17 protein-coding genes are annotated in these 19220 nt (G+C 68.9%); 7 read left to right on the top strand and 10 right to left on the bottom strand.

All coding sequences use genetic code 11. From position 1 onward, the window contains the following. Positions 1 to 23: 23 nt before the first annotated feature. The 3 genes from E3O28_RS07445 to E3O28_RS07435 form a co-directional block, all read right to left on the bottom strand. Positions 24 to 1385 (bottom strand): LCP family protein, encoded by a 1362-nt coding sequence (locus E3O28_RS07445; RefSeq protein ID WP_347232371.1) that lies wholly within the window; start codon positions 1383 to 1385, stop codon positions 24 to 26. Next, a complete protein-coding gene (purE, locus tag E3O28_RS07440; RefSeq protein WP_104100370.1) occupies positions 1382 to 1849 on the bottom strand; it encodes a 5-(carboxyamino)imidazole ribonucleotide mutase in 468 nt (155 codons plus the stop codon). Before purE ends, E3O28_RS07445 begins: the two co-directional genes overlap by 4 nt. Before the next feature lie 87 nt (positions 1850 to 1936). Beyond that, positions 1937 to 3073 (bottom strand): 5-(carboxyamino)imidazole ribonucleotide synthase, encoded by a 1137-nt coding sequence (locus tag E3O28_RS07435; RefSeq protein ID WP_104100328.1) that lies wholly within the window; start codon positions 3071 to 3073, stop codon positions 1937 to 1939. A gap of 121 nt (positions 3074 to 3194) precedes the next feature. On the opposite strand from E3O28_RS07435, the gene E3O28_RS07430 reads away from it, so the two are divergent. Then, positions 3195 to 3686 (top strand): GtrA family protein, encoded by a 492-nt coding sequence (locus E3O28_RS07430; protein WP_134342660.1) that lies wholly within the window; start codon positions 3195 to 3197, stop codon positions 3684 to 3686. Here the strand turns inward: E3O28_RS07430 and E3O28_RS07425 are convergent. Then, a complete protein-coding gene (locus tag E3O28_RS07425) occupies positions 3683 to 4240 on the bottom strand; it encodes a PH domain-containing protein (RefSeq protein WP_241973050.1) in 558 nt (185 codons plus the stop codon). The genes E3O28_RS07430 and E3O28_RS07425 overlap by 4 nt on opposite strands. Positions 4241 to 4246: 6 nt before the next feature. Further along, entirely contained in the window at positions 4247 to 5089 is an 843-nt protein-coding gene (locus tag E3O28_RS07420) for a biotin--[acetyl-CoA-carboxylase] ligase (protein WP_134415504.1), read from the bottom strand. Positions 5090 to 5283: 194 nt separating this feature from the next. On the opposite strand from E3O28_RS07420, the gene E3O28_RS07415 reads away from it, so the two are divergent. Both E3O28_RS07415 and E3O28_RS07410 read left to right on the top strand, forming a co-directional pair. Next, positions 5284 to 6888 carry an acyl-CoA carboxylase subunit beta gene (locus E3O28_RS07415; protein WP_104100373.1) on the top strand — a complete coding sequence of 535 codons (1605 nt, stop codon included), beginning with the start codon at positions 5284 to 5286 and terminating at the stop codon, positions 6886 to 6888. Between the two features lie 9 nt (positions 6889 to 6897). After that, positions 6898 to 7191 (top strand): hypothetical protein, encoded by a 294-nt coding sequence (locus tag E3O28_RS07410; RefSeq protein WP_241973049.1) that lies wholly within the window; start codon positions 6898 to 6900, stop codon positions 7189 to 7191. A gap of 384 nt (positions 7192 to 7575) precedes the next feature. Here E3O28_RS07410 and E3O28_RS07405 read toward each other — a convergent pair whose 3' ends face one another. From E3O28_RS07405 to E3O28_RS07390, 4 genes are all read right to left on the bottom strand, one after another. Continuing rightward, on the bottom strand, positions 7576 to 8616 hold the full coding sequence (locus E3O28_RS07405) for a hypothetical protein (RefSeq protein WP_104100331.1): 1041 nt from the start codon (positions 8614 to 8616) through the stop codon (positions 7576 to 7578). Continuing rightward, positions 8613 to 9911: an ATP-binding protein gene (locus tag E3O28_RS07400; protein ID WP_134342663.1), complete on the bottom strand. Its 1299-nt coding sequence runs from the start codon at positions 9909 to 9911 to the stop codon at positions 8613 to 8615. The genes E3O28_RS07405 and E3O28_RS07400 overlap by 4 nt, the downstream gene beginning before the upstream one ends. After that, on the bottom strand, positions 9898 to 10584 hold the full coding sequence (locus E3O28_RS07395; RefSeq protein WP_134342694.1) for a response regulator transcription factor: 687 nt from the start codon (positions 10582 to 10584) through the stop codon (positions 9898 to 9900). The genes E3O28_RS07400 and E3O28_RS07395 overlap by 14 nt, the downstream gene beginning before the upstream one ends. A 79-nt stretch (positions 10585 to 10663) precedes the next feature. Next, entirely contained in the window at positions 10664 to 11977 is a 1314-nt protein-coding gene (locus tag E3O28_RS07390; RefSeq protein WP_134415503.1) for a TRAM domain-containing protein, read from the bottom strand. A 44-nt stretch (positions 11978 to 12021) separates the two neighbouring features. On the opposite strand from E3O28_RS07390, the gene E3O28_RS07385 reads away from it, so the two are divergent. Both E3O28_RS07385 and E3O28_RS07380 read left to right on the top strand, forming a co-directional pair. Beyond that, a complete protein-coding gene (locus E3O28_RS07385; RefSeq protein WP_134342665.1) occupies positions 12022 to 12675 on the top strand; it encodes a Maf family protein in 654 nt (217 codons plus the stop codon). Between the two features lie 109 nt (positions 12676 to 12784). Continuing rightward, positions 12785 to 14590, top strand: coding sequence for a biotin carboxylase N-terminal domain-containing protein (locus E3O28_RS07380; RefSeq protein ID WP_134415502.1), 1806 nt, complete (start codon positions 12785 to 12787; stop codon positions 14588 to 14590). A gap of 87 nt (positions 14591 to 14677) precedes the next feature. Here the strand turns inward: E3O28_RS07380 and E3O28_RS07375 are convergent, their stop codons facing one another. After that, a complete protein-coding gene (locus tag E3O28_RS07375) occupies positions 14678 to 16114 on the bottom strand; it encodes an NAD(P)H-quinone dehydrogenase (RefSeq protein WP_104100336.1) in 1437 nt (478 codons plus the stop codon). 191 nt (positions 16115 to 16305) lie between these two features. On the opposite strand from E3O28_RS07375, the gene E3O28_RS07370 reads away from it, so the two are divergent. Together E3O28_RS07370 and E3O28_RS07365 are read left to right on the top strand one after the other, a co-directional pair. Then, positions 16306 to 17139: a purine-nucleoside phosphorylase gene (locus tag E3O28_RS07370; protein ID WP_104100337.1), complete on the top strand. Its 834-nt coding sequence runs from the start codon at positions 16306 to 16308 to the stop codon at positions 17137 to 17139. Continuing rightward, positions 17136 to 19109, top strand: coding sequence for a phospho-sugar mutase (locus E3O28_RS07365; RefSeq protein WP_241973048.1), 1974 nt, complete (start codon positions 17136 to 17138; stop codon positions 19107 to 19109). The genes E3O28_RS07370 and E3O28_RS07365 overlap by 4 nt, the downstream gene beginning before the upstream one ends. The last annotated feature ends 111 nt before the right edge of the window (positions 19110 to 19220 follow it).

Below are 19220 nucleotides of genomic sequence, written 5' to 3'. Positions count from 1 at the left end.
ACCGAACCCGAACCCAACCGACCCTACGGAGCCGGTTCCGCCGTGGGCGGCGGAACCAGGGCGGCTTCGATCAGGCTGCGGATGACGTCGTAATCGGGATCCTCCGGGTCGACGTCGTTTTCCGGCACCAACTCGACGGACTGGATCGGCAGCGCCTTCGTCTTCGACGCCAGGTGCGTGAAATAGCCGAGCATGCCCTGAGAGATGTCGGTCTTCACGACCTGGCTGCCGGCCGATGCAACCGCCTGGAACTTCGTCAGCACGTTGGCGGGGCTCGCCTGCTGCAGGATCGCCTCCTGCACCTGCCGCTGCCGCACCATCCGGTCGTAGTCGCTCGTGTCATGGCGTGAGCGTGCGTACCAGAGGGCGTGGTACCCGTCCATGTGCTGCCTGCCGGGCTCGAACCAGAAGGCAACCTCGGTGAAGGTCTCGTCGGTATGCACGGGGACACGGTGGTCGACGTTGATGTCGACTCCGCCGAGCGCGTCGACGAGGTCGGAGAATCCCTGCATGTCGATCAATGCGTAGTACTGGATCGTCAGCCCGGTCACGCCCTGGGCCGCGTCGCGCATACCTTCGATGCCCGGTTCGCTGCCGCTGCCGACAGCATCCGGGTACATCTCCGGGCTCTTCACCTCCACCTCGGTGTAGATCGAGTTCAGCATGCACGCGGAGACCTCACAACCGTCGATCGACCCATACCCTTCCGGGTACAGGTCGGCGAGTGGCCCCGCAGAGAACGGCACGTCCTCCAGGTTGCGCGGCAAGCCGATCATGCTGGCCTGGCCGGTCTCCGCATCGATGCTGACCACGGAGATGCTGTCGGGGCGTAGACCCTCACGGTCGGGGCCGGCGTCGCCGCCGAGCAGCAGGATGTTGTAGCGGCCGTCGGAGGGCGGCTCCGTCGGGCCTGCCACGAAGACCGAGGAGAGGAACCCGCTGGCCGTCGTGGCCACGTACGCGCCGTACCCGGCCGTGCCGACCACGCCCACCATCAGCACCGTCGCGAGCCCGGCGATGATCGGGCGGGCCTTGGGGGTGGCGCGCACGAGGCGCACGAGGCGCAGCGTGTCCAAGGACAGGATCAGCCAGACCACACCGGAGAAGGCCAGCAGCAGGGCGGCCGCCCACAGGCCGATCGAGTTGGTGAACACGGTCAGAGCGACGGCAGGCCAGAGAGTGTAGACGACCCCCACGACCACCGCGAGAGCGAGCAGCGTGAGCGTCATGCCGAGGCCGAACCGGCCGAGCCGACGGTTGCCGGCCAGCACCTGCGCGGAGCCGGGCAGCACGAAGTTGAGCGCGACGAGCCACCAGGCCCGTTTGGTCATGATCGGGGCGGACCCGAGATCCGGATGCCGGATCGGCGTGCGTGCACTGATCATAGTTTTGCTTGGAGGTCCAGGTTCTTCTGCTCGACTTGTGCGGCGAGCATCTCCCGATAGCCGAGCAGCTTGACCCGCAGGGAGTCGTCGGCGATGGCGAGGACCTTGACGGCGATCAGGCCGGCGTTGCGTGCTCCGCCGATGGAGACGGTGGCCACGGGCACCCCGGCGGGCATCTGCACGATCGACAGGAGCGAGTCCAGGCCGTCGAGCCGACCCAGCGGAACGGGCACGCCCACCACCGGCAGGGTGGTCACGGCCGCGAGCATGCCGGGCAGGTGGGCGGCGCCGCCGGCGCCGGCGATGATCACCCGGATGCCGCGCGCATGGGCGCTCTGGCCGTAGGCGATCATCTTCTCCGGGGTGCGGTGCGCGGAAACGACCTGCACCTCGAAGGGAACGTCGAAGTCGCGCAGGAGTTGCGCCGCGTCGCTCATCACCGGCCAGTCGGAATCGGAGCCCATCACGACGCCGACCAGCGGCACCGGGGCGGTCTCGCGCGGGGCGGTCTCGAGCTCAGGGTTGTCTGTCACGCAGTCGATCCTATTTGGTCAGTCCTGAAAAACTGCCGCTGCGGCCCGCGCCTGGTACGCGACGAGGTCCAAATCGTCCCCACCGACGGTCACGTGGCCGACCTTGCGCCCCGGCCGGGGGTCCTTGCCGTAGGTGTGCACCTTGGCGGCCGGGTAGGCCTCGAACGCGGTCGGGTAGCGCGCGGACAGGGGCTCCGACGCCGGCCCGCCGAGGATGTTGACCATGACCGTCCACGGGTCCCTGACGTCGGTCGCCCCGAGGGGAAGGTCGAGCACGGCGCGCAGGTGCTGCTCGAACTGGCTCGTCGTCGACCCCTCGATCGACCAGTGGCCGCTGTTGTGTGGGCGCATCGCCAACTCGTTGACCAGGATGCGCTCATCCGTCGTCTCGAACAGTTCGACGGCCAGCATGCCGGTGGCGCCGATGCCCTCGGCGATGCGCACGGCGATGTCGGCGGCGGCCCGGGCCAGCCTGCCCTCGGACTGGGGTGCGGGCGCGATGACCTCGGCGCAGACGCCGCCCTGCTGCACGGTCTCCACCACGGGCCAGAGCGCGATCTGGCCGGACGGGCGTCGCGCGACCAACTGGGCGAGCTCGCGACGGAACTCGACCAGCTCCTCCACCAGGAGGGCGCCGTCGTTGCCGTCTTCGGCGAGCGCGGCGAACCAGTCGTCGGCCTCGTGCTCGTGGGTGACCAGCCGAACGCCCTTGCCGTCGTAGCCGCCGCGGGCCGTCTTGACTACCCCGCGACTGTTGTGCGCGGCCAGGAACGCGCCCAACTCGGCGGCGTTCTCGACCCGCGCCCAGTCGGGCACGGGCAGACCCAGCTCGCTCAGGCGCTGACGCATCAACAGCTTGTCCTGGGCGAAGAGCAGCGCGTCGGGGCCCGGGTGCACGGCCACGCCCCTGGCCACGAGCTCGCGCAGGATCCCCTGCGGCACGTGCTCGTGGTCGAACGTGACGACGTCGACGGTGTCGGCGAAGGCCAGCACCACGTCTCGGTCGCGGTAGTCGCCCACCTGCACCGCGGCCAGGTCGGCCGACATGCCCTCGTTCTCGGCCAGCACCCGGATCCGGATGCCCAGGTTGACGGCCGCCGGAATCATCATCCTGGCCAACTGGCCGCCGCCGATAACGCCCACAGTCGTGTTCATCGCTCCACCAATTCCTTGGTACCGGTCATTCTCCGGTACGGATTCTCTCAGGCTGCAGGCTGGACCTCGCCGTAGACTCGGGTTCTCGACTTCTATCTTTGCCCATCATTCGGAGGGATGCATGCCGAGTACACAGCGCCGATCAGCACGGCTTCTGGCCTTCGCCCACCAACTCGGCAAGTTCGGGGCTGTCGGCCTCGTCGGTTTCGTCGTGGACTTCACAGTCTTCAACCTGCTGCGCACCACGGTCTTCGACCCCGCCGTGGTGGAGTCCGGACCGATCTATGCCAAGGTCGTGTCGACCACGCTGGCCATCATTGTGAACTGGATCGGCAACCGCTTCTGGACCTTCGGGGCCAACCGCCAGTCGCGCACGCTGCGCGAGGCGGCCGAGTTCTTCGCGGTCAGTCTCGTCGGCATGGCCATCGGCCTCGCCTGCCTCTGGGTCAGCCGCTACGGGCTCGGCTACACCAGCCTGCTCGCCGACAACATCTCGTCGAACGTGATCGGGCTGGGGCTGGGCTCGGCCTTCCGTTTCGTGCTCTACCGGCACTGGGTGTTCTCCCCGCGGCGCGCGGCGACGGCCGACTCGGAGCGGGCGCTGGCTGCCTAGCGGGAGCCCCAGTGCGCGGTCTCGTCGGCGAGTGCTGACTGTTCCAGGCGGCGCAAGCCCATCAAGGTACGCGAGGACTCCATCAGGTCGTGCAACACCTGTTGCACCAGGGCGGCGTTGGGCACGTCTTTCAAGACGAGCGGATGCTCCAGCCCGGCGCTGATCAGAACGTCACCCGAGTGGGCCAGCGACTGCAGCCAGTTCTGGCGCAGGGTCACATCGTAGCCGCGGCTGTGCAGCAATTCCTGGCGGGTGCGCACGAAGAATCCGTGCCGGAAGATGATGCGCCGGGTGGTGATCGTGTAGCGGTTGTTCAGCCACGACATCAGCGGCAGCAGCCAGAGCAGCAGCACGAGGGCGGCTGCGGCAGCCAGCAGCGCGATATTCTGCCACGGCTCCGGCAGGGAACCGTAGAAGTACCCGGTGGCCGCGGAAATGGCCAGCAGCGCCAGGGTGGGCCAGAACAGGATTCGGGCGTGCGGCCGGAGCCCGGCCACGACCGACTCGGCCGGGGGAAGCACCTCGGCCGCCCCGAAGCCCGCTGTCTTTGTCATAATCTATTAATACCGCAGGTGGGTGACATCCCCGGCGGCGACAGCCTGCAATTCGCCGCTCGCCTGGTCTTCGACGATGAGCCGGCCGCTCCGGTCGAGCGCAACAGCGGTGCCGACCAGGTCGGTGCCACCGGGCAGTTCCACCCGCACGACCCCGCCGAGCGTGCCGCACGCTTCGGTCACCGCGCGCAACAGCCCGCTTTGGACCGGGTCGCCCTCCGCGTCGAGGAAGGCCCGGGTGAGCTGCCGCAGTTCGGTGAGGTAGCGGGCGAGCACGGCATCCGGATCGGGGGCCGATCCGGTCACCAGCAGCAGCGACGTCGAGGTGAGCGTGGGCAGGTCGTGCTCGTCGAGGGACACGTTCAGGCCGGCGCCGATAACCAGCCCCTGCGCGCCGGGCAGCAGCTCCGAGAGGATGCCCGACACCTTGTAACCGTCGATCAGCACGTCGTTGGGCCATTTCAGGGTGACCTCGTGCCGGGGCGCCTCCTCGCCGGGTTCGTCCACCCGGGCTGCCAGGCTCGCCTCGACGACCGCGCGCACGGCCCGGGTCATCGCGGCTCCGGCGAGCAGGGGGAACCAGCCGAAGTGGTCGATCGGGAGCGGGGCGGCCGAGGCTCTCGGGCGGAGCAGCACCGAGATGGCGAGCGACTTTCCGGTGGGGGCGAGCCAGGTCCGACCCAGTCGGCCGCGACCGCGGGTCTGGTTGTCGGTGACGACCGTCGACAGGTCGGGCCAGGCTGCGGCATCCTCGCCCGCAGTGTGGGCGACGAGCACGTCGTTCGTCGACCCGGTCTCGGGCAGGTACTCGAAACGCGGCACGACCTCGCGGCTGAGCGGAAACTCCATCTGGTTCTCTCTCCCTGTGGCTAACTCCTGTAATTCTGGCGAATACGAGCGCAAATGGCACAATTCCGGCCCGAATCCGCCAATCCTCAGGAGTTGGCCACAGGAAGGCAGACGCACCCGACCAGCAAACCGGCCGGTTTTTGTAGACAATCGTCAACGATCGGGAGCAGGGGCTGGCCGGTAGAGTGAACCGCGTGACTGAGAACTCACCCCTTGCGGGCCCCGACCTGTACACGACGGCTGGAAAGCTCGCCGACCTCAAGCTGCGCTATCACGAAGCCGTGACCGCCAGCGGCGAGGCCGCGATCGAGAAACAGCACGCCAAAGGCAAGATGACCGCGCGGGAACGCATCGACCTGCTGCTCGACCAGGGCTCCTTCGTCGAGATCGACGAGTTCGTGCGGCACCGCACGCACGCATTCGGCATGGAGAAGAAGCGGCCCTACGGCGACGCGGTCGTCACGGGCACCGGCACCATCCACGGCCGCCAGGTCTGCGTCTACTCGCAGGACTTCACCATCTTCGGCGGCTCGCTCGGCGAGGTTGCCGGCGAGAAGATCATCAAGGTGATGGACCTTGCCCTCAAGACCGGGGTGCCCATCATCGGCATCCTCGACTCCGGCGGAGCGCGCATCCAGGAGGGCGTCGTCGCCCTCGGCAAGTACGGCGAGATCTTCCGCCGGAACACGGCCGCGTCCGGCGTCATCCCGCAGATCTCGATCATCTGCGGCCCCGCCGCCGGCGGCGCCGTCTACTCCCCTGCCCTGACCGACTTCGTGATCATGGTCGACAAGACCAGCCAGATGTTCGTCACCGGCCCCGACGTGATCAAGACCGTCACGGGCGAAGACGTCGGCATGGAAGAGCTCGGCGGCGCGCTCACGCACAACACGATCTCCGGTGTGGCGCACTACCTGGCTAGCGACGAGCCCGACGCCCTCGACTACGCCCGCACCCTGCTCAGCTTCCTGCCGGACAACAACCTGGCCGACCTGCCCGTCTTCGACAGCGACATCGAGCTCGAGACGACGGATGGCGACCGGAACTTGAACACGATCATCCCCGATTCCGCGCACCAGCCCTATGACGTGAAGACCGTGATCGAGCACATCGTCGACCACGGCGACTTCCTCGAGACGCAGCCGTTGTTCGCCCCGAACATCGTCGTCGGCTTCGCCCGCGTCGAGGGACGCTCGATCGGCATCGTCGCCAACCAGCCCAACGCCATGGCCGGCACGCTCAACATTCCGGCCGGCGAGAAGGCCGCCCGGTTTGTGCGTTTCTGCGACGCGTTCTCGATTCCTATCCTCACCCTGGTCGACGTGCCGGGCTTCCTTCCCGGCACCGACCAGGAGTGGACCGGAATCATCCGCCGCGGCGCCAAGCTGCTCTACGCCTACGCGGAGGCGACCGTGCCTCTGGTCACCGTCATCCTGCGCAAGGCCTACGGCGGCGCGTACATCGTGATGGGCTCCAAGCAGCTCGGCGCGGACATCAACCTGGCCTGGCCGACCGCGGAGATCGCCGTGATGGGCGGCCAAGGCGCCGTGAACATCCTGTACCGTGCCGAGATCAAGAAGGCCGAAGCAGCCGAGGAGGATGTTGCCGCCGTGCGCACCCGGCTGGCCAACGAGTACACCTACAACGTGGCGAGTCCGTTCCTGGCGGCCGAGCGCGGCGAACTGGACGGCATCATCGAGCCGGCCACGACCCGCGTCGCGGTGACCAAGGCCCTGCGCGCCCTGCGCACCAAGCGAGCGAGTCTGCCGCCCAAGAAGCACGGGAACATTCCGCTGTAGGCGGGTGCTATGACCGATTCATCGAATGTTACGAGCGCCCCGAGCGCCCCGAGCTCAGCCGAGGAGACCGAGTCTGCGTCGCCCGAGGTTCCCCCGGTGCCCGGGCTGCGTTTCCTGGCCCGCGGCGTCTCCCCCACCGAGGCGGCCGCCGTGTCGGCCGTGCTGCACGGCCTGGTGCGCGAGGAGGGCGACAACCTGCGCCAGGCGCCGGTGCGCGGCCAGAGCGCGTGGCAGCGCAGCCAACGCAGTGTCCGGGTGGCTCTGACCCCCGGCGCAGGCCGCTGGCGCGGATTCTCGGCCTGACCCTTCGGTTCCCAACCGTCGGGCGCTCCCGGTCCCCCTAAATGCCGACTTTTTTTACCGAACCGGTTCGACCAGTGTTGGCATTGCTCGGTGATGCTCTTAAGAGTTCACGACTAAAGCCCGTCGACTAGGGTAAGCAGTCGGGTTTTGGGGGCGCGTCAGGGTGACATTCGGGTTGTCGCCCTGGCACGAAAGTCGAAAGGGATCAACCACGGTTGGTCCCTTTCGCATTTGCCGGCGTGGCCCGGGTGTAACCCCGTCTCGAACGAATTCGACGGAGATTTTGAGGAAAACGGCCCCAAACACTCCGAAAAAGTGGTTGCAGACGAAAATCTCCGTCGAATTGGTGTGCGCTCGGCGCACGGTGCTCCGCGTGCTGACCAACTAGCCCGGGCCGGAGGACGTCAGGACCGGGTTGCGCGGGATCTCCAGCCACAGGTGCACCTCAGGCTCCGGTGACTCCTGGCCGAGGGCGATCAGCTTCGCGTCTGCGCTGCTGAGACCCACCACGGTGACCGCGGTCGCGGACCCGTCGCCGGCGGTCCGGGCGATGATCGTGTCCGCCAGGGTGGAGTCGATCGCGGTCGCCAGAGTGTTGAGCACCGATTCCAGCTCCGCGCCGCGGATGTCGTCGATACTGCCCTCGTCGAGCAGGGTGACGATGGCGCCGCGGCGACGCGCGGCCATGATCGCGTCACGCACGGCGTCATTGAGCAGCTTCCGTCCGCGGATCTCGTCCCGCACAGCCGCCTCCAGGTAGCGGGACTCCTGACGCTGCTCGTCGTTCAGCACCCCGCCCTGGTCGATGATCCGGCGCAGCATCGGGGCCGCAAGCCGGATGGTCTGGGCGAGCCGAACCTGGCGCTCGTAGAGGTGCGCGTCCTGGGCGGCCTGCCACTCGGTGGCCTCCTGCTCGGCCAGGGCGTACTGCCGGGCGTCGCGGCCTGCCTTGGCCAGCGCCCGCGCCAGGATGACCGCGACCGCGACCCAGACCACACTGCCGATGACGCCCATGGAGCCCAGGGCCGCCGGGCCAGCCCAGAAAATCGTGTGCACGACCAGCGTCGCGGCGCCGACCCAGGCCAGGCCTGGGCGCCGGCGGGTGGCGGTAATAGTCATCAGGGTGCCCACGGCCGCGACATTCCAGGTGGCGTAGCCGTTGTCGACGGAGCCGTCGAGCTGGCTCCCCACGAGCAGCGGCAGCATCGCACAAACAGCGACGTTGAAGAACGCCAGCCACACCGGCATCCGCATCGGGCTCGTCGGCCAGAGGCTGAGCACGGTCGCCACACCGTAGACGAGCAGCGCCAGGATCGCCGGCACCGGGCTGCGCGGTTGGCCCAGCGAGTAGAAGCCGAGCACGATGTGGTAGGCGGAGAACATTGCGGCCAGGGAGAGCACGAGTCCGCGCGGAACGGTGATCACTCGGGACGTCCTTTCTGGGCCGGCGGCCACTCGATGGTGATCGTCGTTCCGCGGCCCACCCCGGCGCGCACGCGCACGGATCCGCCGGCGCTGGCCACCCGGTCCTGGATCGAGATGCGCAGTCCGAGCCGTTCCGCCGGCACAAGCTCTGGGTCGAAGCCCACGCCGGTGTCGGCGATCGTGATGGTGCAGCCCCCCCGGGCGTTCCCGCTCATCGTGAGGGCGCGGTCGGGCTCGAAGCTCGGCGTGCCGGCATGCTGGGCGCTGTTCACCATGGCTTGCACGCTCGCGGCGAGGATCGCCTCGCTCGCGTGGACCGGGAGGCGCAACCCGTCGATCTCGCACTCGTCGACGGTGAACGGCACCGGCAGCCGGTCGGCGGCGGCCCGGATCTGCGCACTGAGCTCGCTGAAGGCAACCGTGCTGTCGTCACCGGCAGGCACGATGGCGGCGTCGTTGAGCCGGGTGAGGGCATCAGAGGCCATGCCGGAGGCCAGCTCGGCCGCCTTCGGGCTGCCGGCCGCGGCGGCGGCGAGGAACGTGGCCAGCACGCTGTCGTGCACGATCGAGTCGACCTGCACGCGCTCGACCTCCGTCGCGTGCTGCCGCACGGCGTTCCCATACTGGTGCAGCGCGTTGGTCTGCGCGTTGTCGACCGCGAGGGCCGTCTGCCGCAGCATGAAGATGATGATCAGGATGACCTGGCCGAGGATTATCGCGTAGACCGTGTCCAGAGACGACAGAAGAACATCGGCGTCGCCGCCGGACGGTGTCGACCGCACCACGCCGTAGACGATCGGCACGACCACCGTGTAGATGACGGCCCAGAACACCGGGAAGGCCAGAGCGGCGCAGGCCGTTGCGATGGTGCACATGTACCAGAGCCACGGTTTGCCGTCGAGCACGGCCGCGGGGTCACGCATCAGCATGGGCCAAGCCAGCAGCGCCGCCAGATAGAGCATCGCCACGGTTCCGGCAGATGCCCGCACCCCGACCTTGGTCACGGCGGCCACCACGACCGCCGCCAGCGACAGACCGAGCAGCAGCGGCGCGAGCAAACCCATCACCGGCACCCGCACCGGGGCCTGCGCGAGCATGATCGGCATCGCCTGGAGGGCGAAGACCACGCCGACGCCGGCGACGGAACGCGAGGCCACGACTTCGATCCGGGTGCGGCTGATCGGGTTGCGCGGCTGTTTGGGCCCCACGATCGGGTCGGAATCGAGCAGCTCGGCGTCCGAGTGCGCCGCGGTGGAGCCCAGAGGGCCGGAGCCCGCGGGCTTACCCGCGGGCATCTCCGCCATCCGGGTCGAGGCCCGGCAGGATTCCGTCTTCGACGGCGCGCCGGAGCAGGTCCACCTTGGTGGGTGCCGGACGGCCGACCTCCACGTATTTCACCCGGATCCGGTCGAGGTACTCACGGGCGGTCGAGTGCGCGATGCCAAGCTGCATCGCCACCATTTTGAGGGGGAGCCCCGACGCGTAGAGGTGCAGCACGTCACGTTCGCGCCGGCCGAGCTGGGCCTTGGCGAAGTCGCGGTCGGCGTCGATGGCCGTGGCCCACTCGAGGTTGTTGAGAACGTCGCCGCGGGCCACGGATGCGACGGCCGCCATGACCGTGGTGGTGGGGGACGATTTGGGGATGACGCCGGCCGCGCCCGCGGCGAGCGCCTCGCGCACCAGGGCGACCCGATCGGCGATGCTGTGCACGAGGACCGACGCGCCCGTGCTCCGGGCACGGTGCACATTGTCGGTGACGCGGGATCCATCGCCCAGCGACAGATCCAACACGATGACGTCTACGGCGCGGCCGTCGATGCCGTTCACGAGCTCCTGCACGGTGGGCGCGGTGAAGACGACCTCGTAGCCGACGTTCTCACAGGCCGCCTTGATGCCCAGGCGCACCGACTCGTGATCGTCGGCGATGCCCACCCGCACGGGATGGCCGAGTTCGAGGGCGCCGGGAATTCCCGGGGCCGAGGGGAGAGGTGTTGCTGGCTGGTTCACGGTTCCTACATCCTCACGTTGTCGTACAGGTCAACGATAGCTACCGGGACAGGAGCGCGACGGCTTCGACATGGTGGGTATTGGGGAACAGGTCGAAGGCACGCAGCCGGCGCAGGATGTACCCGTGACCGGCGAGGAGGGCGATGTCGCGGGCCAGGGCGACGGGGTCACAGGCCACGTAGACGATCTGGGCCGGTTCCACGGCGCCGAGCAGGTCGATGACCTCCTTGCCGGCGCCGGAGCGTGGCGGGTCGAGGATCACCGTGGCGGCCGACTGGCGAGCCTTCTCGGCGGCGCTCGAATCGCGCACGAGCGCGTTCAGGAACCGGTCGACGCGGGAGGTCTGCACGCTGGCCCCCACCCATTCGGCGAGGTTCTCAGCCGCGAAGTCCGTGGCCTGCGGGTCGCTCTCGACGCTGGTCATGCGCACCACGCTGCCGAACCGGTCGCCCACGGCGGCGGCGAGCAGGCCGACCCCGCCGTAGAGGTCCAGGTTCGCGGCCCGGGGGTCGAAGGCGTCCGCGTCGATGATGTCCTGCACCGCGCGGTAGAGGGTCTCGGCGGCGCTGGTGTGCACCTGCCAGAACCCAGCGGCGTCGAGGCGGAACTCGCGCTCGCCCACAACCTCGCGGATCAGCGTTTTCGGGGTGTGCCGGCGCCGGCCCTTGTCGTCCTGCTCCGCCACCAGGATCTGCACGGTGCCCAGGCTCGGGGCGACGATGTCGACGGATGCGGCGCCGGGAAACATTTTGTCCAGCGGTGCGGCCGCCTCGAGCAGGCGGTCGGCCAGCGGCAAGTCGCCGACCGGGATCACCCGGTGCGAGCGGGCGGCATAAGGGCCGACAGAGCCGTCCTCGTCCACGTGCAGGCGCACGCGGGTGCGCCAGCCGGTGCCGTCGGCGGCGTCGCCGGGCGAGGCGTTGGGGCCGACCGGGACCGGCTCGACCATGACCTCGGACTCGATACCGGCCATCCGTTTCAAGGCGTCAGCCAAAACCTGGCGCTTCAGCTCGCGCTGGAAACCGAGCTCGATGTGGCCGAACTCGGCGCCGCCGGCCCGGTCTACGGGGTCGCGGTCGAGGGCGGCGGCGGCCCAAATGTGCGGCTGACGCTCCGGTGCCGGGGTGAGCACTTCGACGGTCTCCGCCCGCCAGAAGCTTTTGTGGCTGGCCGAGGTCAGCCGGGCGCGCACGCGCTCCCCCGGCAGTGTGTCACTCACGAAGACCACGCGGCCCTCGTGCCGGGCGATGAAGATGCCGCCGTGGGCTACGTTGGTGACGTCAAGTTCGAGTTCCGTGTCCACTTCTGCGGAGTGCCCGTTCGAATCTGCCTGAATGTCATTGCTGGAGCCCATCCTTCGATGATCCCACACCACGTGCACCCCACCGAAGGAAACCCATGCGCTTGTACCTGGCGTCCACGTCTCCGGCCCGGCTGATGCTGCTGCGCACCGCGGGGATCGAACCTGTCACAGTTGCGCCCGACGTCGACGAGGACGTGGTCGCCGCCGACGCGGCCCGGTCGGGCGGCGGACCACTGACTCCCCACCGGGTCGTGGAGCTGCTGGCGCGGGCCAAGGCGGAGGCCGTGTCCCGCGTGTTGACCGACAGCGGCGACATCACCGACGGCCTCGTGCTCGGCGGCGACTCGGTCTTCGTGATCGACGACGTCATCTACGGCAAGCCGCACACCGCCGAGAAGGCGCGGGAACGCTGGCACCTGCAGCGCGGCCGAACCGGGCAGCTGTATTCGGGCCATTGGCTGATCGACCACTCGGCCGGCGTGGCCGGGCACGGTGTCGGCGCCGTCGCCGTCGCGGACGTCACCTTCGCCGACGACATCGAGGATGCGGAGCTGGACGCCTATATCGCCACCGGCGAGCCTCTGCTCGTGGCCGGGGCCTTCACCATCGACAGCCTCGGGGCGCCGTTCATCACCCACATCAGCGGGGATCCGTCCACCGTCGTCGGGCTCTCGCTGCCGACGCTGCGCCGGCTGGTGACCGGTCTCGGGCACGCGTGGCCGAGCCTGTGGAACCGCACCGACAACTGACAGATTGCTGGTTTTCGAGGTTGTTTGTAGGCATCCGCACCTTTCTCCGGCCTCTTTTTGTGGGAGAGAACCAAAAACCCGGTCGCTCTGCCCCATAAGCTAGGGCACTGTGCCCCCAATAACGAAGGTCCTCATCGCAAACCGGGGCGAAATCGCCGTCCGGGTGATCCGAGCCGCAAAAGACAGCGGCATTGCCTCGGTTGCCGTCTACGCTGACCAGGATCGCGACTCGATGCATTCGCATCTGGCCGACGAGGCCTACGGTCTCGACGGAACCACGAGCGCCGACACCTACCTCGTCATCGAAAAGCTGCTCTCCGTGGCCCGACGGTCCGGCGCCGATGCCGTGCACCCCGGCTACGGGTTCCTCGCCGAGAACGCCGACTTCGCCCGCGCCGTGATCGGGGCCGGCCTGATTTGGATCGGCCCCTCCCCCGACGCCATCGAGAAGCTCGGCGACAAGGTCTCCGCACGGCACGTCGCCGAGAAGGTGCATGCGCCGATGGCGCCCGGCACCCTCAACCCGGTGGCGGATGCCGCGGAGGTGCTCGATTTCGTCGACCTCCACGGCCTGCCGGTCGCGATCAAGGCGGCCTTCGGCGGCGGCGGTCGCGGCCTCAAGGTCGCCCGCACCCGCGAGGAGGTGCCCGAGCTCTTCGACTCCGCCACCCGCGAGGCCATTGCCGCGTTCGGTCGGGGCGAATGCTTCGTTGAAAAGTACCTGGACAAGCCGCGCCACGTCGAGACCCAGTGCCTCGCCGACGCATCCGGTACGGTCGTTGTCGTCTCCACCCGCGATTGTTCCCTGCAGCGCCGCCACCAGAAGCTGGTCGAGGAGGCCCCCGCGCCGTTCCTGACCGACGCGCAGCGTAACGAGATGTATCGCGCGTCCAAGGCGATCCTCGCCGAGGTCGGCTACGTGGGCGCCGGCACCTGCGAGTTCCTGATCGGCCAGGACGGCACCGTCTCGTTCCTGGAGGTCAACACCCGGCTGCAGGTCGAGCATCCCGTGTCCGAGGAAGTGACCGGAATCGATTTGGTGCGCGAGCAGTTCCGCCTGGCCGAGGGCGGTCGCCTCGACTACCCCGACCCGGAGCCGATCGGACACTCCTTCGAGTTCCGCATCAACGGCGAGGATGCCGGCCGCGGCTTCATGCCGGCCCCCGGCCCCGTGCACGTCTTCAAGCCCTCCGGGGGCCCCGGGGTGCGCGTGGACAGCGGCGTCACCGCCGGCGACGTCATCTCGGGTTCGTTCGACTCCCTTCTCGCAAAGCTCATCGTCACCGGCGCCACCCGCGAGGAAGCGCTCGAGCGTTCCCGCCGGGCCCTGGACGAGTTCGAGGTCGCGGGTCTCCCCACCGTGCTGCCGTTCCACCGCCGGATCGTGCGCGACCCCGCGTTCGCCCCTGCCGACGGTGAGCCGTTCACGATCTTCACCCGGTGGATCGAAACCGAGTTCGTCAACGACATCGAGCCGTGGAACGGCTCGCCGGAAGTGCTGACCGGCCCCGCTAAGCGCCACAACGTCGTCGTCGAGGTGGAGGGGCGACGGATCGAGGTCAGTCTGCCGGTCCGCCTGCTGCCCGGCGCCGCCTCCGAGAACACGGCCGGCCCGGCACCCCGTCGGCGCGGCGGCTCCCCCTCCGTCAGCTCGGCCACCGGCGACGCCGTACACGCCCCGATGCAGGCGACCATCGTGAAGCTGGCCGTGGCCGAGGGCGACCTCGTCGTCAAGGGTGATCTGCTGCTGGTGCTGGAGGCCATGAAGATGGAGCAACCACTGACCGCCCACAAGGACGGCATCGTCGGCAACGTGGGGGCGATCATCGGCGCGACCGTGGCCTCTGGCTTCCTGCTGATGGCCGTCATGGACGCCGTGGAAGCCGTGGAAGCCGTGGAAGCCGTGGACGCCTGACCCGCGTCACCGGCTGACACGTCAACGCCCTCGTTCCAAGAGCGAGGGCGTTGTCTTTTCTTTCGTTTGTGGTGTCTCTCGAAGGCGTCAGAGCACGATGTGCATGGCGCGGGCGGCATCCGTGATCGAATGCGTCAGCGACGGGTAGACCGGGAACGCTCGTGCGACCTCGTCGACGGTGAGCCGGTGCTCCACGGCCAGGGCTAGCGGGAAGATCAGTTCGCTGGCCTTAGGGGCCACGATCACGCCGCCGATGACGGTGCCGGTGGTGGTGGTGGCGAACAGCTTCACGAAGCCGTCCTTGATGCCCATCATCTTGGCCCGAGGGTTCGAAGCGAGCGGAAGCTTGTAGATGCTGCCGCGAGTGAGGCCGTCCTCGATCTGCTTCTGGGTCCAGCCGACCGTGGCGATCTCCGGCTGCGTGAAGATGTTGGCCGCGACGTTGCGAATCTCGATCGGGTTGACCGCGTCGCCCATGGCGTGGAACACGGCCGTGCGGCCCATCATCGAGGCGACGGATGCCAGCGGCAGCTCGGTCGTGCAGTCCCCGGCCGCGTAGATGTTCGGCATCGACGTGCGCGCGACCCGGTTCACCCGGATGTGACCGGAGTCAGTGAGCTGCACGTCGGCTTCCTCGAGGCCGAGGCCCTTCGTGTTCGGCACGGACCCGACCGCGATCAGGCAGTGGCTACCCTCGACGGTTCGGCCGTCGGCCAGCGTGGCCAGCACTCCACCCACCGTGCGCACGACGGACTCGGCGCGGGACTTGCTGAGCACGACCATGCCGTTGCGCTTGAATACGTTCTCGACCACGTTCGCGGCGTCGGCGTCCTCACCGGGCAGCACGCGGTCGCGGCTGGAAATCAGGGTGACCTTGGCACCGAGGGCGCGGTAGGCGGAGGCGAATTCGGCCCCGGTCACCCCGGAGCCCACGACGATGAGGTGATCGGGTACGGCCCGCAGGTTGTAGAGCTGCGTCCAGGTGAGGATGCGCTCGCCGTCGGGGAGCGCGGTGGGCAGGATACGCGGGGTTGCCCCGACGGAGACGACGATCGTGTCGGCCTCGATCCGGTCGAAGTCCGTGCCGGAGCCGTCTTCGGCCGTGGACACGATCACGCCGCTGGTACCGTCCAGCCGGCCGTGGCCGTGCACCAGGTTGACCCCGGCGCGCATCAGGGTGGACTTCATGTCTTCGGACTGCTGGCGGGCCAGGGCCAGGAGCCGCTTGTTGACCGCGGCGAGGTTGATGGCCACCTCGGGGCGGGCCGGCTTGCCTTTTTCGCCGCGCACGAACAGCTGTACGCCGAGCTCGGTCGCGTCGTGGATCGAGTTGGTGGCCTCGGCCGTCGCGATGAGGGACTTGGACGGGACGACGTCCGTGATCACGGCCGAACCGCCGACGCCGACACGCTCGATCAGGGTGACCTCGGCGCCCTGCTGAGCGCCGGCCAGGGCGGCCTCGTACCCGCCGGGGCCTCCGCCGAGGATAGCGATGCGCTGCTTGCGTTCGAAGTCGTAGGCCATGCTCATATTCTCCTGCCCCGGCGCGCCCGCCGCCAAACCCCGGGGCTCCGCTTCCCCGTCGACGAACCAATTCGACGGAGATTCTGCCCAAAATTGACGTTCAGGCCCCTTTTTCGCCGTGAAATCCCAAAATCTCCGTCGAATTGAACAAGGGAACGGTCCCGAAATCGGCGGGCAATTAGAGTAGGGGGATGCTGAAGACCGACAATAACTTGCTTGACGCGCCAGAAACCGATCCGTTTGATGTTGCACGGACCGCCGCTTCTGAAATCGCCGAAGCCACGGGCGTAGCCCGCCACGACATCGCCCTGACCCTGGGCAGCGGATGGGGCAAGGCCGCCGATCTTATCGGCGAGACCACGCACACCCTCGACGCGCAGTACATCACCGGTTTCAGTGCACCCGCCCTGGCCGGACACGCCGGCACTCTGCGCTCGGTGCTGCTGCCCAGCGGCAAGCGCGCCCTCCTCATCGGCGCCCGCACGCACTATTACGAAGGCCACGGCGTGCGCCGGGTCGTGCACAGCGTGCGCACCGCCGCCGCCACCGGCGCGACGACCATGATCCTCACCAACGGTGCCGGCGGCATCCGGGAGACCTGGAAAGCCGGCACCCCCGTGCTGATCAGCGACCATATCAACCTCACCGCCGACTCGCCCCTCGAGGGCGCGACGTTCGTCGACCTGACCGACCTCTACTCGCGCCGCCTGCGCGACCTGGCCCGCACCATCGACCCATCGCTCGACGAGGGCGTGTACTGCCAGTTCCGCGGCCCGCACTACGAGACGCCGGCCGAGGTGCAGATGGCCAAGGTCATCGGCGGCCACATCGTCGGCATGTCGACCGCCCTCGAGGCGATCGCCGCCCGCCAGTCGGGCATGGAGATCCTCGGTCTGTCGCTGATCACCAACCTCGCGGCCGGAATCCAGCAGGACCCGCTCAGCCACTCGGAGGTGCTCGAGGCCGGAAAGCTCGCCGAGCCCGTCATCAGCGCGCTCCTCGCCCGGATCGTGGCCGCACTGTGAGCCTCGACAATACCGACCCGCAGATCACCGGCCGGCATTCCGCCGCCGCCGACGCTGCTCCCGCGTCCGCTGCCGGTGCCGATGCCGCCACCGGCACCGGCACCACCGAAACAGTCCTGCCCGACACGATGGTCATCAACACCATCGGCGCCGACGACGACACAGGCACCGGCACCGGCACCAGCACGGATGCCGTGAGCGGCAGCGAGACCGGCACCGGCACCAGCACGGATGCCGTGAGCGGCAGCGAGACCGGCACCGACTCCGCTCCGGCCTCGGCTGCCACGCCGACCGTGATCGCCGTGGCCAATGCCTGGCTCAGCCAGGACCCCGATCCCGAGACCCAGGCCGAGCTGCGCCTCCTGCTGCGCGGGGCCGGCGACGGCGACGCCGTCGCACTCGCGGAGCTGCACGCCCGCTTCGACGAGCGCCTCGCCTTCGGCACGGCGGGTCTGCGCGGCGCCATCGCCGCAGGCTCCAACCGGATGAACCGCGTACTCGTCTGCCAGGCAGCCGCCGGCCTCGCCGCGTTCCTGACGAAGAACGCCGCCCCGGGCCGGGTCCCCTCGGTCGTCATCGGCTATGACGGGCGCAAGAACTCGCAGGTCTTCGCCACTGACTCGGCCGCGATCATGGCCGGTGCCGGGGTACGCGCCATCCTGCTCCCCCGTTTGCTACCGACCCCCGTGCTCGCGTTTGCTGTGCGCCACCTCGACGTCGGCGCGGGCATCATGGTCACCGCCTCGCACAACCCGCCCAACGACAACGGCTACAAGGTCTACCTGGGCGGCGCCAACCAAGGCTCCCAGATCGTTTCGCCCGACGACGCCGCGATCGCGGCCGAGATCCTGCGCGTCGCCGCGGAGGAACGGGTTCCCGACCTGCCCCGGGCACCCTACGAGACGGCGCCCGAGTCGATCGTGCAGGCCTACATCGACGCGACGGCAGGTCTTGCCCGCCGGCCCCTCGCGCAGGTCAACACGGTTTACACGGCCCTGCATGGCGTCGGCTGGGACACCACCCGCCGGGTGCTTCAAGCCGCCGGCTTCGACCTTCCCACGCTCGTCGACGCCCAGATCGCCCCGGATGCCGCCTTCCCCACGGTCTCCTTCCCCAACCCCGAAGAACCCGGCGCGATGGACCTCGCCTATGAGACGGCCCGTGAGACCGGCGCCGAGCTGATCATCGCCAACGACCCCGACGCCGACCGCCTTGCGATCGCCATCCCGCAAGAGGGGTCCCCCGACGGGTACCGGCGCCTCAGCGGCAACGAGGTCGGGGCGATCCTCGGCTGGCGAGCCGCGGAACTGGCCGCGAGCGTCACCGGTGACGGCGGTGCCACCGGCACCCTCGCGTGCTCCATCGTCTCCACCCCGGCGCTGGAGGCCGTGGCGAAGGCTTACGGGCTGCGGTTCACCGACACCCTCACCGGCTTCAAGTGGGTGTCGCGCGCGCCCGACCTGATCTTCGGCTTCGAGGAGGCCCTCGGCTACCTCGTGAACCCCGAGACCGTGCGCGACAAAGACGGCATCTCCGCCGCCGTGGCGCTGCTCTCCCTGGTCAGCAATCTGAAGGCGGAGGGCGTCACCCTCGCCCAGCACCTCGACCGTTTCAGTGAACGCTTCGGCCACTTCGCCTCCGGCCAGATCTCGGTGCGCGTCACCGACCTGACCGAGATCGAGCAGGTCATGGCGCGGCTGCGCGAGACACCCCCGGTCTTCGTCGGCGGCATCGCCGTCGACCACATCGACGACCTCTCCGGGGGCTTCAACGGCCTGCCGCCCAGCGACGTGCTGCGCATCCGGCTGGCCGACGGCTCCCGCGTCATGGTGCGCCCGAGCGGCACCGAGCCCAAGCTCAAGGTCTACCTCGACACCAGCAGTTCCGTCGGCACTGTCGCCGAACGCCGGGCCGCCGCCGAGGCAACCCTCGCGGAGCTCGACCGGGGCATGCGCGACCTGATCGCGTAGCCCCGCGAAACGCGGTGCAGCATCCGTTCGCACGGCGCGCGGGTGTTGCGCCGCTGCGCGGGTGGCGTGCCTCGCGCGCAAGGGCGCAGCTGCAGCGCACCGCCGCGAGGG

Source organism: Cryobacterium sp. TMT2-14, assembly GCF_004402465.1.
GTDB lineage: Bacteria > Actinomycetota > Actinomycetes > Actinomycetales > Microbacteriaceae > Cryobacterium > Cryobacterium sandaracinum.
This window is presented reverse-complemented; position numbering and strand designations above follow the sequence as displayed.

What these genes read in the sequence shown, in the direction of transcription:
- E3O28_RS07445 (WP_347232371.1), bottom strand. Translation starts at nt 1,385, where the DNA reads ATGATCAGTGCACGCACGCCGATCCGGCATCCGGATCTCGGGTCCGCC.
- purE (WP_104100370.1), bottom strand. Translation starts at nt 1,849, where the DNA reads ATGGGCTCCGATTCCGACTGGCCGGTGATGAGCGACGCGGCGCAACTC.
- E3O28_RS07435 (WP_104100328.1), bottom strand. Translation starts at nt 3,073, where the DNA reads ATGAACACGACTGTGGGCGTTATCGGCGGCGGCCAGTTGGCCAGGATG.
- E3O28_RS07430 (WP_134342660.1), top strand. Translation starts at nt 3,195, where the DNA reads ATGCCGAGTACACAGCGCCGATCAGCACGGCTTCTGGCCTTCGCCCAC.
- E3O28_RS07425 (WP_241973050.1), bottom strand. Translation starts at nt 4,240, where the DNA reads ATGACAAAGACAGCGGGCTTCGGGGCGGCCGAGGTGCTTCCCCCGGCC.
- E3O28_RS07420 (WP_134415504.1), bottom strand. Translation starts at nt 5,089, where the DNA reads ATGGAGTTTCCGCTCAGCCGCGAGGTCGTGCCGCGTTTCGAGTACCTG.
- E3O28_RS07410 (WP_241973049.1), top strand. Translation starts at nt 6,898, where the DNA reads ATGACCGATTCATCGAATGTTACGAGCGCCCCGAGCGCCCCGAGCTCA.
- E3O28_RS07400 (WP_134342663.1), bottom strand. Translation starts at nt 9,911, where the DNA reads ATGCCCGCGGGTAAGCCCGCGGGCTCCGGCCCTCTGGGCTCCACCGCG.
- E3O28_RS07390 (WP_134415503.1), bottom strand. Translation starts at nt 11,977, where the DNA reads ATGGGCTCCAGCAATGACATTCAGGCAGATTCGAACGGGCACTCCGCA.
- E3O28_RS07385 (WP_134342665.1), top strand. Translation starts at nt 12,022, where the DNA reads ATGCGCTTGTACCTGGCGTCCACGTCTCCGGCCCGGCTGATGCTGCTG.
- E3O28_RS07375 (WP_104100336.1), bottom strand. Translation starts at nt 16,114, where the DNA reads ATGGCCTACGACTTCGAACGCAAGCAGCGCATCGCTATCCTCGGCGGA.
- E3O28_RS07370 (WP_104100337.1), top strand. Translation starts at nt 16,306, where the DNA reads ATGCTGAAGACCGACAATAACTTGCTTGACGCGCCAGAAACCGATCCG.